The organism is Photobacterium damselae subsp. damselae (assembly GCF_038086725.1).
Classification (GTDB): domain Bacteria; phylum Pseudomonadota; class Gammaproteobacteria; order Enterobacterales; family Vibrionaceae; genus Photobacterium; species Photobacterium damselae.
Genome location: NZ_CP146970.1, coordinates 3,013,553 through 3,026,818 on the forward strand (window position 1 = coordinate 3,013,553; position 13,266 = coordinate 3,026,818).

General features: G+C 43.3%; 15 protein-coding genes. 3 read left to right on the forward strand and 12 right to left on the reverse strand.

Going from position 1 to position 13,266, the window contains the following annotated elements; genetic code table 11:
• Nucleotides 1-43: 43 nt before the first annotated feature.
• The 8 genes from fusA to fkpA form a co-directional block, all read right to left on the reverse strand.
• A complete protein-coding gene (fusA, locus tag WAX86_RS13835; RefSeq protein ID WP_065172404.1) occupies nucleotides 44-2,149 on the reverse strand; it encodes an elongation factor G in 2,106 nt (701 codons plus the stop codon).
• A gap of 96 nt (nucleotides 2,150-2,245) precedes the next feature.
• Entirely contained in the window at nucleotides 2,246-2,716 is a 471-nt protein-coding gene (gene rpsG / locus WAX86_RS13840) for a 30S ribosomal protein S7 (protein WP_005302777.1), read from the reverse strand.
• Nucleotides 2,717-2,816: 100 nt separating this feature from the next.
• The gene (rpsL, locus tag WAX86_RS13845; protein ID WP_004399892.1) at nucleotides 2,817-3,191 is read right to left on the reverse strand and encodes a 30S ribosomal protein S12; all 375 of its coding nucleotides are present in this window, start codon (nucleotides 3,189-3,191) and stop codon (nucleotides 2,817-2,819) included.
• Between the two features lie 176 nt (nucleotides 3,192-3,367).
• Nucleotides 3,368-3,661 carry a sulfurtransferase complex subunit TusB gene (gene tusB, locus WAX86_RS13850; protein ID WP_068945305.1) on the reverse strand — a complete coding sequence of 98 codons (294 nt, stop codon included), beginning with the start codon at nucleotides 3,659-3,661 and terminating at the stop codon, nucleotides 3,368-3,370.
• A 7-nt stretch (nucleotides 3,662-3,668) separates the two neighbouring features.
• Nucleotides 3,669-4,025 (reverse strand): sulfurtransferase complex subunit TusC, encoded by a 357-nt coding sequence (tusC, locus tag WAX86_RS13855; RefSeq protein WP_036764716.1) that lies wholly within the window; start codon nucleotides 4,023-4,025, stop codon nucleotides 3,669-3,671.
• 11 nt (nucleotides 4,026-4,036) lie between these two features.
• Entirely contained in the window at nucleotides 4,037-4,429 is a 393-nt protein-coding gene (tusD, locus tag WAX86_RS13860; protein ID WP_341488920.1) for a sulfurtransferase complex subunit TusD, read from the reverse strand.
• Complete coding sequence (locus tag WAX86_RS13865; protein ID WP_036764714.1) at nucleotides 4,426-5,148, reverse strand: transcriptional regulator; 723 nt, start codon at nucleotides 5,146-5,148, stop codon at nucleotides 4,426-4,428. Before WAX86_RS13865 ends, tusD begins: the two co-directional genes overlap by 4 nt.
• Before the next feature lie 197 nt (nucleotides 5,149-5,345).
• On the reverse strand, nucleotides 5,346-6,218 hold the full coding sequence (fkpA, locus tag WAX86_RS13870; RefSeq protein WP_065172406.1) for an FKBP-type peptidyl-prolyl cis-trans isomerase: 873 nt from the start codon (nucleotides 6,216-6,218) through the stop codon (nucleotides 5,346-5,348).
• Between the two features lie 189 nt (nucleotides 6,219-6,407).
• On the opposite strand from fkpA, the gene WAX86_RS13875 reads away from it, so the two are divergent.
• Together WAX86_RS13875 and WAX86_RS13880 are read left to right on the forward strand one after the other, a co-directional pair.
• Nucleotides 6,408-7,385 (forward strand): WD40 repeat domain-containing protein, encoded by a 978-nt coding sequence (locus WAX86_RS13875; RefSeq protein ID WP_044174134.1) that lies wholly within the window; start codon nucleotides 6,408-6,410, stop codon nucleotides 7,383-7,385.
• A gap of 6 nt (nucleotides 7,386-7,391) precedes the next feature.
• Entirely contained in the window at nucleotides 7,392-7,613 is a 222-nt protein-coding gene (locus tag WAX86_RS13880) for a SlyX family protein (RefSeq protein ID WP_044174132.1), read from the forward strand.
• Between the two features lie 79 nt (nucleotides 7,614-7,692).
• Here WAX86_RS13880 and slyD read toward each other — a convergent pair whose 3' ends face one another.
• The 4 genes from slyD to kefG all read right to left on the reverse strand — a co-directional run bounded on the left by slyD (nucleotide 7,693) and on the right by kefG (nucleotide 10,977).
• Nucleotides 7,693-8,262: a peptidylprolyl isomerase gene (gene slyD, locus WAX86_RS13885; RefSeq protein ID WP_005302695.1), complete on the reverse strand. Its 570-nt coding sequence runs from the start codon at nucleotides 8,260-8,262 to the stop codon at nucleotides 7,693-7,695.
• Between the two features lie 73 nt (nucleotides 8,263-8,335).
• On the reverse strand, nucleotides 8,336-8,545 hold the full coding sequence (locus WAX86_RS13890) for a YheV family putative zinc ribbon protein (RefSeq protein WP_044174126.1): 210 nt from the start codon (nucleotides 8,543-8,545) through the stop codon (nucleotides 8,336-8,338).
• A gap of 40 nt (nucleotides 8,546-8,585) precedes the next feature.
• The gene (gene kefB / locus WAX86_RS13895; protein WP_341488921.1) at nucleotides 8,586-10,406 is read right to left on the reverse strand and encodes a glutathione-regulated potassium-efflux system protein KefB; all 1,821 of its coding nucleotides are present in this window, start codon (nucleotides 10,404-10,406) and stop codon (nucleotides 8,586-8,588) included.
• Nucleotides 10,396-10,977, reverse strand: coding sequence for a glutathione-regulated potassium-efflux system ancillary protein KefG (kefG, locus tag WAX86_RS13900; RefSeq protein ID WP_237033313.1), 582 nt, complete (start codon nucleotides 10,975-10,977; stop codon nucleotides 10,396-10,398). Before kefG ends, kefB begins: the two co-directional genes overlap by 11 nt.
• A gap of 227 nt (nucleotides 10,978-11,204) precedes the next feature.
• Between kefG and WAX86_RS13905 the strand changes: the two genes are divergently transcribed.
• A complete protein-coding gene (locus WAX86_RS13905) occupies nucleotides 11,205-13,133 on the forward strand; it encodes an ABC transporter ATP-binding protein (RefSeq protein WP_065172408.1) in 1,929 nt (642 codons plus the stop codon).
• Nucleotides 13,134-13,266 lie beyond the last annotated feature (133 nt).

Consider the following 13,266-nt stretch of genomic DNA (forward strand, 5'->3'; position numbering starts at 1 on the left):
AGTTTGTATTTTATGCGCCAATTTAGCTTGACGCAAGATTCAATTAAGATCGCTCTGCAATAATTTTATCAGAGGCGTTCTTTGGCATTTCAGCGTATTCGCTAAATTCCATTGAATAAGACGCACGGCCTTGAGTTGCCGAACGCAAACTCGTTGCATACCCAAACATGGCAGATAGTGGAACTTTAGCGCGGATAATCTTAACACCCGCTAGGCCTTCGTCCATACCTTCGATCATGCCGCGACGACGGTTTAGATCGCCCACAACATCACCCATCCAATCTTCTGGGGTTGTAACTTCTACTTTCATCATTGGCTCAAGAAGAACAGGATCTGCTTGAAGCGCACCTTGTCTTAGTGCCATTGATGCAGCGATTTTAAATGCGATTTCTGTTGAATCAACATCATGGTATGAGCCATCAAATAGTGTTGCTTTCACATCAACCATTGGATAACCAGCCAGAACACCACTCTTCATTTGCTCTTCAATGCCTGTCGCTACCGCACCAATAAATTCTTTTGGTACGCTACCGTCAGCGATTTCATCAACAAATACAAAACCTTCACCTGGTTCTGATGGTTCTAGGCGTAACCATACATGACCGTATTGGTTGCGTCCGCCAGTTTCACCAGCTTGACGAATGAACTTACCTTCAACTTCTGTGGTACCACGAATGGCTTCACGGTAAGCAACCTGAGGGTTACCTACGTTACAGTCAACGCTAAATTCACGCTTCATACGATCTACGATGATGTCGAGGTGAAGCTCACCCATACCAGAAATTAATGTCTGGCCAGATTCTTCATCATTCTCAACGCGGAAAGATGGATCTTCAACCGCTAGCTTAGCTAATGCGATAGCCATCTTATCCTGATCTGCTGTTGAACGAGGTTCTACAACGATCTGAATTACTGGTTCAGGGAAGTCCATACGCTCTAGAATCACTTTATGATTCTGATCGCAAAGAGTATCACCTGTTGTTGCGAATTTAAGACCAATAGCTGCGGCAATATCGCCAGCTCGTACTTCTTTGATCTCTTCTCGTTTATTCGCGTGCATCTGCACGATACGACCTAAACGCTCGCGTTTTTCTTTAATGGTATTGAAGACAGTATCACCGGAGTTCACAACACCGGAGTAAACGCGCATGAAAGTCAATGTACCAACAAACGGGTCTGTTGCAATTTTAAATGCAAGAGCTGCAAACGGCTCTTTATCGTCTGAATGACGCTCAACAGGGTTTCCGTTTTCATCTTCACCTGTAATTGCTTTTACTTCTGTTGGTGAAGGTAGGAAATCAATAACAGCATCAAGTACAGCTTGTACACCTTTGTTCTTAAATGCAGAACCACAAGTTGCTACTACGATTTCATTGTTTAGAGTACGTTGACGAAGACCTGCCTTAATTTCTTCTTCAGACAGCTCACCTTCTTCAAGGTATTTATCCATTAGTTCGTCGTTAGCTTCTGCTGCCGACTCTACTAAGTTCATACGCCACTCTTCTGCTAACTCTTGCATGTCAGCAGGAATGTCTTCATAGGTAAAACTAGTACCTTGATCAGCTTCTGACCAGTTAATGGCCTTCATTTTGATCAAGTCAATTACACCTTTGAATTCGTCTTCAGAGCCAATATTCAGCTGAATAGGCACTGGGTTTGCGCCAAGACGGGTTTTAATTTGCTCGATGACACGAATAAAATCGGCACCGGTACGGTCCATCTTGTTAACGAAAACCATACGTGGAACTTCATAACGATCAGCTTGACGCCATACAGTCTCAGACTGAGGCTCAACACCTGAAGAACCACAGAACACAACAACAGCACCATCAAGTACGCGAAGTGAACGTTCAACCTCGATTGTGAAGTCTACGTGTCCTGGAGTATCAATGATGTTGATTCGGTGCTCGTCGAATTGACTGTCCATACCACGCCAGAAGGTGGTTGTTGCAGCAGAGGTGATCGTGATACCACGTTCTTGCTCCTGCTCCATCCAGTCCATAGTAGCAGCGCCGTCGTGTACTTCACCGATCTTGTGAGATATGCCTGTATAAAACAGGATACGCTCGGTAGTTGTAGTTTTACCAGCGTCAACGTGAGCACAGATACCAATATTTCGGTAGCGCTCGATAGGCGTTTTACGAGCCACGGTTGTATCCTCTTACTAAGGTGAACCTTAGAGTATGGTTTAGGCACAGCAAGCCAAGCTTGCTGTGCCCAATTTTTATTTACCGAGTAGGTATGATTACCAACGGTAATGTGCGAACGCTTTGTTCGCGTCTGCCATACGGTGAACGTCTTCACGTTTCTTAACAGCAGAACCTTTGTTGTCAGCCGCGTCTAGCATTTCTGCAGCTAGGCGAGCAGCCATAGATTTTTCACCACGCTTACGCGCAGCTTCAACCAACCAACGCATAGCTAGTGCGTTACGACGTACTGGACGTACTTCTACAGGCACCTGGTAAGTTGAACCACCCACACGGCGAGATTTAACTTCTACCGCTGGACGTACATTTTCAAGAGCTTTTTCGAATACAGCTAGGTGTTCTTCACCAGAACGCTCAGCCATAGTGTCTAGTGCAGTGTAAACAATTTTTTCTGCAGTAGATTTCTTACCGTCAACCATTAGGATGTTAACGAATTTTGCCAGCAATTCAGATTTGAATTTTGGATCTGGAAGGATCTTACGCTGACCGATTACGCGACGACGTGGCATGGAAATTCTCCGTTGTCTTCTTCAGGTTTTTTCCAAAACTTTTCAGTTTTTTCAAAAAATTAAAAATAATTTAGTGTTTGGCCTTACTTAACGGAATCCATTAAGACTTAGGACGCTTCACACCGTACTTAGAACGACCTTGTTTACGGTCATTAACGCCAGCACAGTCTAGTGCGCCGCGAACAGTGTGGTAACGCACACCTGGAAGGTCTTTAACACGACCACCACGGATAAGAACAACGCTGTGCTCTTGAAGGTTGTGGCCTTCACCACCGATGTATGAAGTTACTTCGAAACCGTTAGTTAGACGTACACGACATACTTTACGTAGTGCTGAGTTAGGTTTCTTAGGAGTAGTAGTGTATACACGAGTACATACACCACGCTTCTGTGGGCACGCTTCTAGTGCAGGCACGTTGCTTTTTACAACTTGCTTAGCACGTGGCTTACGTACCAACTGGTTAATAGTTGCCATTAAATAGCTCCTGAATATTACTTTCGTAAGGTGAAAAATCTGCCTCCCAACAACAGGAGGACGCGAAATTTTAGGCGTGGCACACTAGGGTGTCAAGATCTAACCAGCGATCAAATAGATGATCATTTCTTAAACAATCGCTGATAAGAGCACAATTAAGCGATATTTCACTTAATTTAATTCCAATGCAATTGACTTTCGTGACGACTGGAAATATCAACAAACCCTTGATAATCAATAACATTAATTAGATTTGATATTTTATTCATTAATCCACGAGCAATAATATCTTCATTTAAAAAATAAATTTTCGCCTGAGAATTTTTTATCTTATCCAGCCAAATATTTTCATCAACTGCTGCAATAACAGCATCCTGATACAGGATAATTTCGTCATCACAATGACTAAAGTTTAGACAATCCAGTAAAGATTGGCTGCTAAATGGTGAACTCGTAACAGTATGAAGCATGTTATTCTCAAAAAGTGAGTAAGCGCTGAACTTGATGGGCTTTTTGCATGATATCGGCTCTTGGGCATACGGTAACATCAATTAAAAGATCCGCTTCTGTTAGCCCTCTTTCTTTCAATGCTTGTTCACACACATAAACCTGCTCAATATCATAAAGGTCAAACATTTTGAAAGTTGCAATATAATCACGACTTAAGATCTGTTGTGGTTGCTGACCTGAAACTAGCTGCAACACGCCATCACCAATAAAAAAGACCTGAATATCTTCGCAATAGGCTGACGCTGCTAATACTGCATCAAGTCCTTCTCGCCCACAGCTGCTACCATGAGGACTACTGCGAAAAATAAAGCCTAATGTTTTCATCTTATCGCCCTTTAAAATTGCATCACGCGATCTGCGGTCAGTAGGGCCTCTGTTAATCCCCCTAACCCAGCTTGTTCAAAACCATCAGCAAGATTATGACCACTTAGCTGATTTTGTTGAGCTTCTTGCTGCCCGACAATACCGCGACGCAAAGCCGCTGCGACACAGGTTTGCAACTCAATTTGATGCGAAGAAGCTAACTCTTGCCAAGCTTTCACAAGGTCAAACTCATCACTGGCAGGTGCTGTGAGAGATGAGCCATTATAGACACCATCTTGATAGAAAAAGATGCGGCTAATATGATGACCTTGCTTTAATAGCGCTTGGGCAAATTGATACGCTGAACGAGCCGATTGAGTACCGTAAGCAGGCCCATTAACAACCAGCGCATAATTTAAACTCATTTTTCGCCATCCTCGGTTTTACGCTGACGAATATACAGATACACCGTATGCTTCGAGATATTAAGGCGATCAGCAACTCGGTTAATCGCATCTTTAATATCAAAAATGCCCTTATCAAACAGCTCCATTACAATCTGACGATTCTTAGCATTATTTGATACGGCTTTATCGGCGTTAATCTCTTCGATAGTACGCTCAACTGTCTGATCAACCAACTCATCCACATCACTGGCAAAATTGACTGACGATGCCGCCTGTTTTGCTTCATCGGTTGGCATAAAGGATTGTAGTATCTGTGAAAAAGGTGCGTCTAAATTAACGTTAATACACAAAAGGCCAACGATATTATTATCACCATTACGGATAGCAATGGTGATCGATTTCATTAAGGCACCGCCTTTTGCACGAGTAAAATAAGCGCGAGAAAAGTTGCGTTCAGAGCCCTCGATATCACGTAGCATACGCAGGGCTAAATCGGTGATAGGAGAACCCACTTTACGCCCGGTGTTCTCACCATTCGCAATTTTTATCGCTGAGGTATTTAAATCTGCTAATGAATGCAAAACGATTTCACAAAACGGACCAATAAGAGCCGCTAAACCATCAACAACCGCTTCATAAGAGCGCAAAATGATATAGTCATGTTCCGTAAAGGTGCGCGTTTCTATAATGTCGCTCTCAACCATTAGTTCTGTATTTAAATTTTCTGTCGACATCACGATTCTTTATCTTCCATGTAAATACCCATTCCATTCACAGCCTAAAACTGTCCACTTTGGTATAAATAGATTATCAATAGAATGGGCAACATTTAAAAACTTGTGAGTAAGTTTATCAGATTATTGATAAGAAAAGACCCAGCAAATGCCGGGTCTGAAAGGTAGTTGAATATTTTTTGCAACAAATGCGAGCTAAGTTACTGAGCTTTAGCTGCACTTTCTGCTTGAGATGCCGCTTTTGTTACTTCTTTAGCAGCTTCTGTTGCAGGTTTTTCAGTTTTACCTTTAATGCCAACAAGCTCTACTTGGAATACCAAGGTTGAGTTAGCTGGAATGCTTGGGTTAGCTTGTGAGCCGTAAGCCAATTGTGGTGGAATCACAAATTCAAACTTAGAACCCACAGGCATTAGCTGAACACCCTCAGTCCAACCAGGAATAACTTGGTTTAGAGGGAAAGTTGCTGTTTGATTACGCTTATAAGAGCTATCGAATTCAGTGCCATCAATTAGCGTACCTTTGTAATGGACTTCAACAGTATCGGTTGCAACTGGTTTTGGACCTGTACCTTCTTTTTCAATCTTGTACATTAGGCCAGATTTAGTAGTTACAACGCCCTGCTCTTTTGCAAATTTCTCACGGAACTCAGTACCCGCTTTTAAGTTTTGCTCAGATTCTTGTTTTGCTTTTTGTTGAACAATTTCAGATACACGCTTATCAAGCTCTTGTAGTGCCTGTTGAGTTTGCTCTGGAGTTAGACGGCTCTTGTCTGCAAATACATCTTCAACACCAGCAAGAACATCTTTACGATCTAGCTTAATACCAAGCTCTTGTTGTTGATCTAGATTAGCTGCCAAGTATTGAGCCAAAGAGGCACCAATCGCATATGCTGCTTTTTGGTCTTCTGTTTTAAACTCAACCGCAGTCGCTTTTTCAGCAGGTGCTGCCGCTGATACAGTTTGCTCCGCTTTTACAGGCTCAGCAGGTTTTGTATCTGCTTTATTTTCGTCCTGACAGCCTACAGCTAAAAAAATCGTTGCAGCAAGCACAGACATCTTTAGAACAGGTTTCATGTATTTCTCCATTTATGGCAGAGGAATGCCTCATTTTTTTATTAAACTTTTCGATTACAATATGAAAAGCAATTGTTACCAATATACTACTACCAGTTCATTAAGTAACTGTTTGATGACCATTATTTCAGTTAGTTAATCACTCTAGTGGTATTTCCATATAACAAAGTAAAGCGGAACCTCAGCTGAATGCGCCAAGTAACAGTTTTACTCTTCCTTATTGTGGCATGCTTTTCTCTAACAGGCTGTCTTTTTAATGAAAAAGCCGTACAAGGTTGGGATATTGATCCACAAGGGGCGACAACGCTAAGCCTTAATCCTCAAGGTCAAATCGCACTTGTTGCATCTAGCACGCAAGGATTAAGCTTGTGGGATTTACATCAATCAAAAAAGCTTGCCACACTTGGTTGGCAAGATCCTGACCACAATCTTATTTTACACTCGGCTTTTTCTAACAACTCCCGCTTCGCCATCACCGCAACAACTCAAACATTTACCGTTTGGGATCTTGGGTGGGGCAAAGCTCTTGGCTTATGGTCCATTGATGACGCAATCATTGAAGACGTCGCTATTGCCAATAATGGAGAGAAAATTGCACTCGCCCTTTCAAACAACAAGGTGTTATATCTCAACTTAGGCACAGGTCGACGATTAGAGTTCCTTGGTCATCGAGAAAAGGTGAATAGTGTGGACATGTCCGCAAATGGTAAATACGTCTTATCGGGAGGGAGCGACAATAATGCTTTTTTATGGAGCACCCAAACAGGGCAAGTGATCTATCCATTTCCCATGAAATCAAGAATTACGCAAGTTGCATTACAGCAAGATGGACGTTTTGCACTGGTTGGAGATAGCACAAAACATATCGCTATTTGGGACCTTAAAACAGGTCAACAACAGAGCAAACTAAACGTAAAACTGCGACAACAAATCATTTCGAGTGCCCGCTTCTCTCTCTCGGGGGATCACGTTATTACCGGAACCCCGGCCGGAAGAGTTGAACTTTGGAGTGCACTAACAGGAAAAAATATTAAGCGCTGGCAAATGTCTGGACGGAAAAATACCCGCCCTGCGGCAACCCTAGTGTATGATGTTGCCATATCACCCAATACAACTGCCATCGCTGGAACCTCAGCAGGTCTTATAAATGCATGGTCAACCGAGTAAAAGACAATGACAGAACAGCAACAACTACTTGCTCGTATTGATGAGCTTGAGATGAAACAAGCCTTCCAAGAGCAGACCATTGAAGAGCTTAATCAAGCCCTTACTGAGCAACAGTTTCTCATTGATAAATTAATGCTTCAGATGAAGTTTATGGTAGGAAAAGTAAAAGGCATGGAGCCAAGTAACATGGCTAGAGAATCGGAAGAAACGCCACCACCTCATTATTAATGAATAGTTAGATAAGCCCGATTTAAAGATCAAAAAAAGGAAGCCAAAGCTTCCTTTTTTATTATCTTGCGAGCAAGATTTAGTGGCTGCAGCCACAACCGCCATGGCCTTCACCGCCACAACAGCCTTCATCGTTACCATGGTCGTGATCACCACAATCACCATGGCCACCGCAACAACCGCCACCTTGGTGTAGGTGACCGTGAGCAATTTCTTCTTCAGTTGCAGGACGTAGAGCAACAACTTCTACATCAAAAGTCAGAGTTTGACCTGCTAGCATGTGGTTACCATCAACCACAACAAAGTCACCATCAACTTCAGTTACTTCAACTGGGATTGGACCTTGGTCAGTATCAGCTAGGAAACGCATACCAACAGTGATCTCATCAACACCGTGGAATACTTCAGCAGGAACGCGCTGAACCATTGCGTCTAGGTACTCACCGTATGCTTCTTCTGGAGCAACAGTTACTTCAAACTTATCACCCGCTTCGTGGTTTTCGATTGCATTTTCTAGACCAACGATTAGGTTGTTGTGGCCATGAATGTAATCTAGAGGTGCTTCAACAGTAGCCTGATCAACTACTACACCATCTTCATTTTTAACTTGATAAGCTAGGCTTACTACGACGTCTTTAGCGACTTTCATGTTTACTCCAATTTGAGCTGAGTGCCATTCGTTACCTGCATGATACAGCAATATTCCCTATCAGGAATACCTTTTACTCATCAGGGGTAAATATTCCAATGACCTGTTGTTTAGTAAAAGTAGAGAGCGAAGCATTCTGCTCTATCGCTTGCGGTACACGCTGATCTGAAAACTGACAGACAACACATTCCACTTTCTCTATCTGGTGTTCTTGCCACCAGCGTAACGTGTCTTGTTGATGACAATCAGGACACGTCGCACCTGCAATAAAACGTTTCTTCATTACCTTACTCCACCAATACCTACAACGACTGAGAGTAGATTCAATCCCAACCGTGATGACGTTCTTGCTCACCACGCATTTCTCGATCAAATAACTCTTCTAACTCTTTACGGGCCTCTTTGGCTCTCGATGTTAAATGCACATCTTCTGAATGATGCGGCAATAAATCATAAAGAGCCTGAGCATCAAGTTTTTGAAAGTGCTCTGCAGCGCGCTTGGCTTTGTAAGGATGCATGCCTAAAGATATGAGGGCTTGTCGGCCTAAATCAAGAGCACCGGCAAAAGTTTCTCGAGAAAATCCTTTCACCCCATGGCTTAATAGTTGATGGGCTTCAATTCGACTTCGAGCTCTTGCCAACACCTGTAAATGAGGGAAATACTGTTGACATAAAGTGACCACTTCCATGACCTCTGCTGGATCATCAGTACAAATAATAATGGCTTCAGCTTTCTCTGCTCCAGCAGCTCGTAACAAGTCAATTTGGGTTGCATCCCCATAATAAACCTTATAGCCAAACTTACGTAAAAATTGGATTTGGCTCGGGTCTCGCTCTAGGATGGTCACTTTAATTTTATTGGCAAACAGTAAACGTCCCACAACCTGCCCAAAGCGGCCAAAGCCAGTAATAATAACTCGGGGTTTACGATCTTCTACGGTCTCGTCCAGCTCAGGTTTCTGCTCTAATGCAAAGCTACGACGATACCAATAATTCTGCCCCATCAGTAAAAAAGGTGTCGTTACCATAGATAGGCTGACAATCACAAGCAGTAAGGAGGTTAATTCGGCACCGAGCAATCCCTGTGAAAAAGCGGCCGTAAACAACACAAAAGCAAATTCACCCCCTTGGCTCAATATTGCAGCCATTTGACTGCGAGATTTAGCACCTATACCAAATAGACGCGCTAGAATGTAAAGCAATAATCCTTTTATACTCACAAGGGCCAAGACTGCAGTCAGAATTAATATAGGATAAGTAATTAATAAACCAAGGTTTACCGCCATTCCCACGGAAATAAAAAACAAGCCAAGTAATAGACCTTTAAATGGCTCAATGGCAATTTCTAATTCATGGCGATACTCACTTTCGGCCAGTAGCACCCCCGCTAAGAAAGTGCCCAACGCCATTGAAAGCCCTAAGGATTGCATTGCCCACGCAATACCCACTACCAGCAATAACGCAGCTACGTTAAATAACTCTCGAACGCCACTTAGCACCACCCATCGAAAGAGCGGTCTTAATAAAAAATGACCACCAATAAGCAAGGTAGCGATACCACCAAACATCCATGCGAGATCAAGCCAACTTCCACCACCACCGCCGGCTAAAATAGGCAATATAGCAAGCATAGGGATCACAGCTATATCTTGAAAGAGCAACACCGCAAATCCCGCCTTGCCAGTACCACTACCTGAAAGTTGCTGCTCCTCAATCACTCGCAATGCAATGGCAGTTGAAGACAGCGCAAGTCCCATTCCCACCACGAAAGCGTCTTGCCATTGCAACTGCATTAGCCATGAGCTTGGAACCAGTAATGCCAGTAGCATCATCAATGCGGTGATCACTAAACTGGTTACTAACACTTGGCTGCCACCTAGCCCTAAAATGGGTTTTCGCATCTGCCATAATTTCTTAGGATTTAGCTCCAAACCGATAAGAAATAGCAAGAGAACAACACCAAACTCGGCAAAATGCATGACAGCATCAACATCAGAGATCAATGCCAGTCCCCAAGGGCCAATCGCGATACCTGCCAATAAATAGCCCAAAACAGACCCTAACCCCAGCCGTTGAGCTATCGGCACCGCGACGACTGCTGCCGCTAAAAAGGTCACAGAAACGGCTAAAAGATCACTGGCCATCACGATCCTCCGGCTTAATAGGAGCAATCAGTAATTCTGGATGTAACAATAACTGACGATAATACTCGCCATGCTGTTGTCGTTGCTGTTCTGGTACTTTACGAGCCCAATGCAGAACCAGCGGAGGTAACCAATACATCTGACACAAATCAGCACACAATTGAAACGGCTTTAAAATGTCATCAAGACTGCAATGGTTGTAACCTTGTGGTGTATACGCTTCTGCCGCTCCACCTGTGGTAATGACAGACAGCCAATACTTACCTTTTGTTGCTATACCATCACCATGGGCAAACCCTTTGCTGAGTACGACATCAATCCACTCTTTTAATAGTGCAGGACAAGAATACATATAGAGTGGATGTTGGAAGATAATAATATCGTGCATCTCAACTAATGCGCGTTCTTGGTGGCAATCAATAAAGAAATCAGGATAAGCAGCGTAGAGGTCATGAACGGTGACATGGGGCAGATCGGCAATATGATCAAGCATGACTTGATTGGCCACCGACTGTTGGGGATCCGGATGGGCGTAAATGACTAAAATGGTTAATTTTCCCTGATAATCCATACTATCCTTATCTGTCTTATCACGTGAACCTCTGTTTCATCATACAGAATTGTTACTAAATTTGATCAACTTATTAGCAATTAATTGGGTCTCTCACCAATAAACTTCTATTAAATTAACGAAATTAAGCCAGAACAAGAGGGAAATTTCGCCTGTTGCGGCGGTTTACGGTAGACTGCGAACAGTTTGTGTAAATTTCAGTGGAGCGGGTCTCTCCGGCACTATTCATGATTACCTTTTCAGATATGCAATTGCTGCGTGGCGGCAAAATTCTATTAGATAATGCAACAGCCACCATTCACCCAGGCGATAAAGTCGGCCTTGTGGGTAAAAATGGCTGCGGTAAATCTACCCTATTTGCGTTATTAAAAGATGAGCTGACACTCGATGCAGGCAACTGCCAATTTCCAAATAACTGGGAAATGGCATGGGTTGCTCAGGAAACACCAGCACTTGAACGCGCTGCGATTGAATACGTTATTGATGGCGATCGTGAATATCGAGATCTTGAGCGTCAACTGCAACACGCAGAAGAAGCTGGCAATGGTACTAAAGTCGCAGAACTCCACGGTAAACTCGACGCCATTGGTGGTTACAGTATTCGAGCACGAGCGGCAGAGCTTCTTGATGGCTTGGGCTTCTCTCAACAGCAGATGGAGTGGAACCTAACTCAGTTTAGTGGTGGTTGGCGTATGCGCTTAAACCTAGCCCAAGCACTGATCTGTCGCTCTGATCTTTTGCTACTTGATGAACCGACCAACCACTTAGACTTAGATGCAGTCATGTGGTTAGAAAAGTGGCTGCAAAGCTATCGTGGCACACTAGTACTGATTTCCCATGACCGTGACTTTTTAGACCCAATTGTTAACCGTATTATTCATATTGAAAATCAAACCATGAATCCTTATACGGGTAACTACTCTTCGTTTGAAAACCAGCGCGCCGAAAAGCTAGTTTTGCAACAAGCGATGTTCCAGCGTCAACAGAAACAAATGGCGCACATGCAGTCATACATCGACCGCTTCCGCTATAAAGCCAGTAAAGCGCGTCAAGCTCAGAGTCGAATTAAAGCTCTTGAACGAATGGAAAAGGTTTTACCGGCGCAATTTGATAACCCATTTACTTTTGAGTTTAGAGAGCCGGCATCACTACCTAACCCTATCTTAATGATGGATCATGTTTGTGCTGGTTATGGTGATAATGTCATTCTAGATAAAATTCGCCTTAACTTAGTCCCTGGTAGTCGTATTGGTCTGCTAGGTCGTAATGGCGCGGGTAAATCAACTTTAATTAAGATGCTAGCAGGAGAGCTCCCAGCCCTTGCCGGTGAAATGCGCTATTCACAAGGGGTTAAAATTGGTTACTTTGCCCAGCACCAACTTGAAACCCTCTATCTAGATGATAGTCCACTCCAGCACATGGTACGTTTAGCGCCCGAAGCAACCGAGCAACAACTGCGTGATTATCTAGGTAGCTTTGGTTTTAACGGGGATAAGGCACTGGAAAAAGTGGGGCCATTCTCTGGTGGTGAAAAAGCACGTTTGGTACTTGCGCTTATCGTGTGGCAAAAACCAAACTTATTGCTACTCGATGAACCGACTAACCACTTAGATTTAGATATGCGACAAGCTTTGACCATGGCGCTACAAACCTTTGAAGGTGCAATGGTTATTGTCAGTCACGACCGCTATCTACTGCGAGCCACAACTGATGACCTGTATCTGGTACATGATCATCAAGTGGTGCCTTTTGATGGTGACCTACACGATTACCATAAGTGGTTAACTGAACAACAACGTATTGAGCGTCGTGAGCTTCAAGGTAATAAGGAAGGCGATGAAGTTAAAGAACACAGCGCCGCTAACCGTAAAGAGCAAAAACGTCTTGAAGCAGAGTTCCGCAAACAAACGGCACCACTGCGTAAAGAAATTGAGAAGCTAGATAAAAAAATAGAAAAACTGTCGCAAATTATCAGTGAGGCAGAAGCCGAACTTTCTGATCCAAGTATCTATAATGCGGAAAACAAAGTGCGTTTAGCCGAACAATTGAAGCGTCAAGGCGATGCCAAAAGTGAGCTAGATGATGTGGAAATGGATTGGATGGATCGCCAAGAACAACTCGAAGCGATGGAAGCTGAATTTCGTGGTGAAAGTTAGACCATAACATCTACCAACAAAACAACATCATGCCCAGGATACTTTCTTGGGCATTTTTATGCCAATCTGACAATACCTTTGTGCAATAGATTAAGCTGTGAGTCATCTTCACGTGCTATCATTAGCTCGTCGA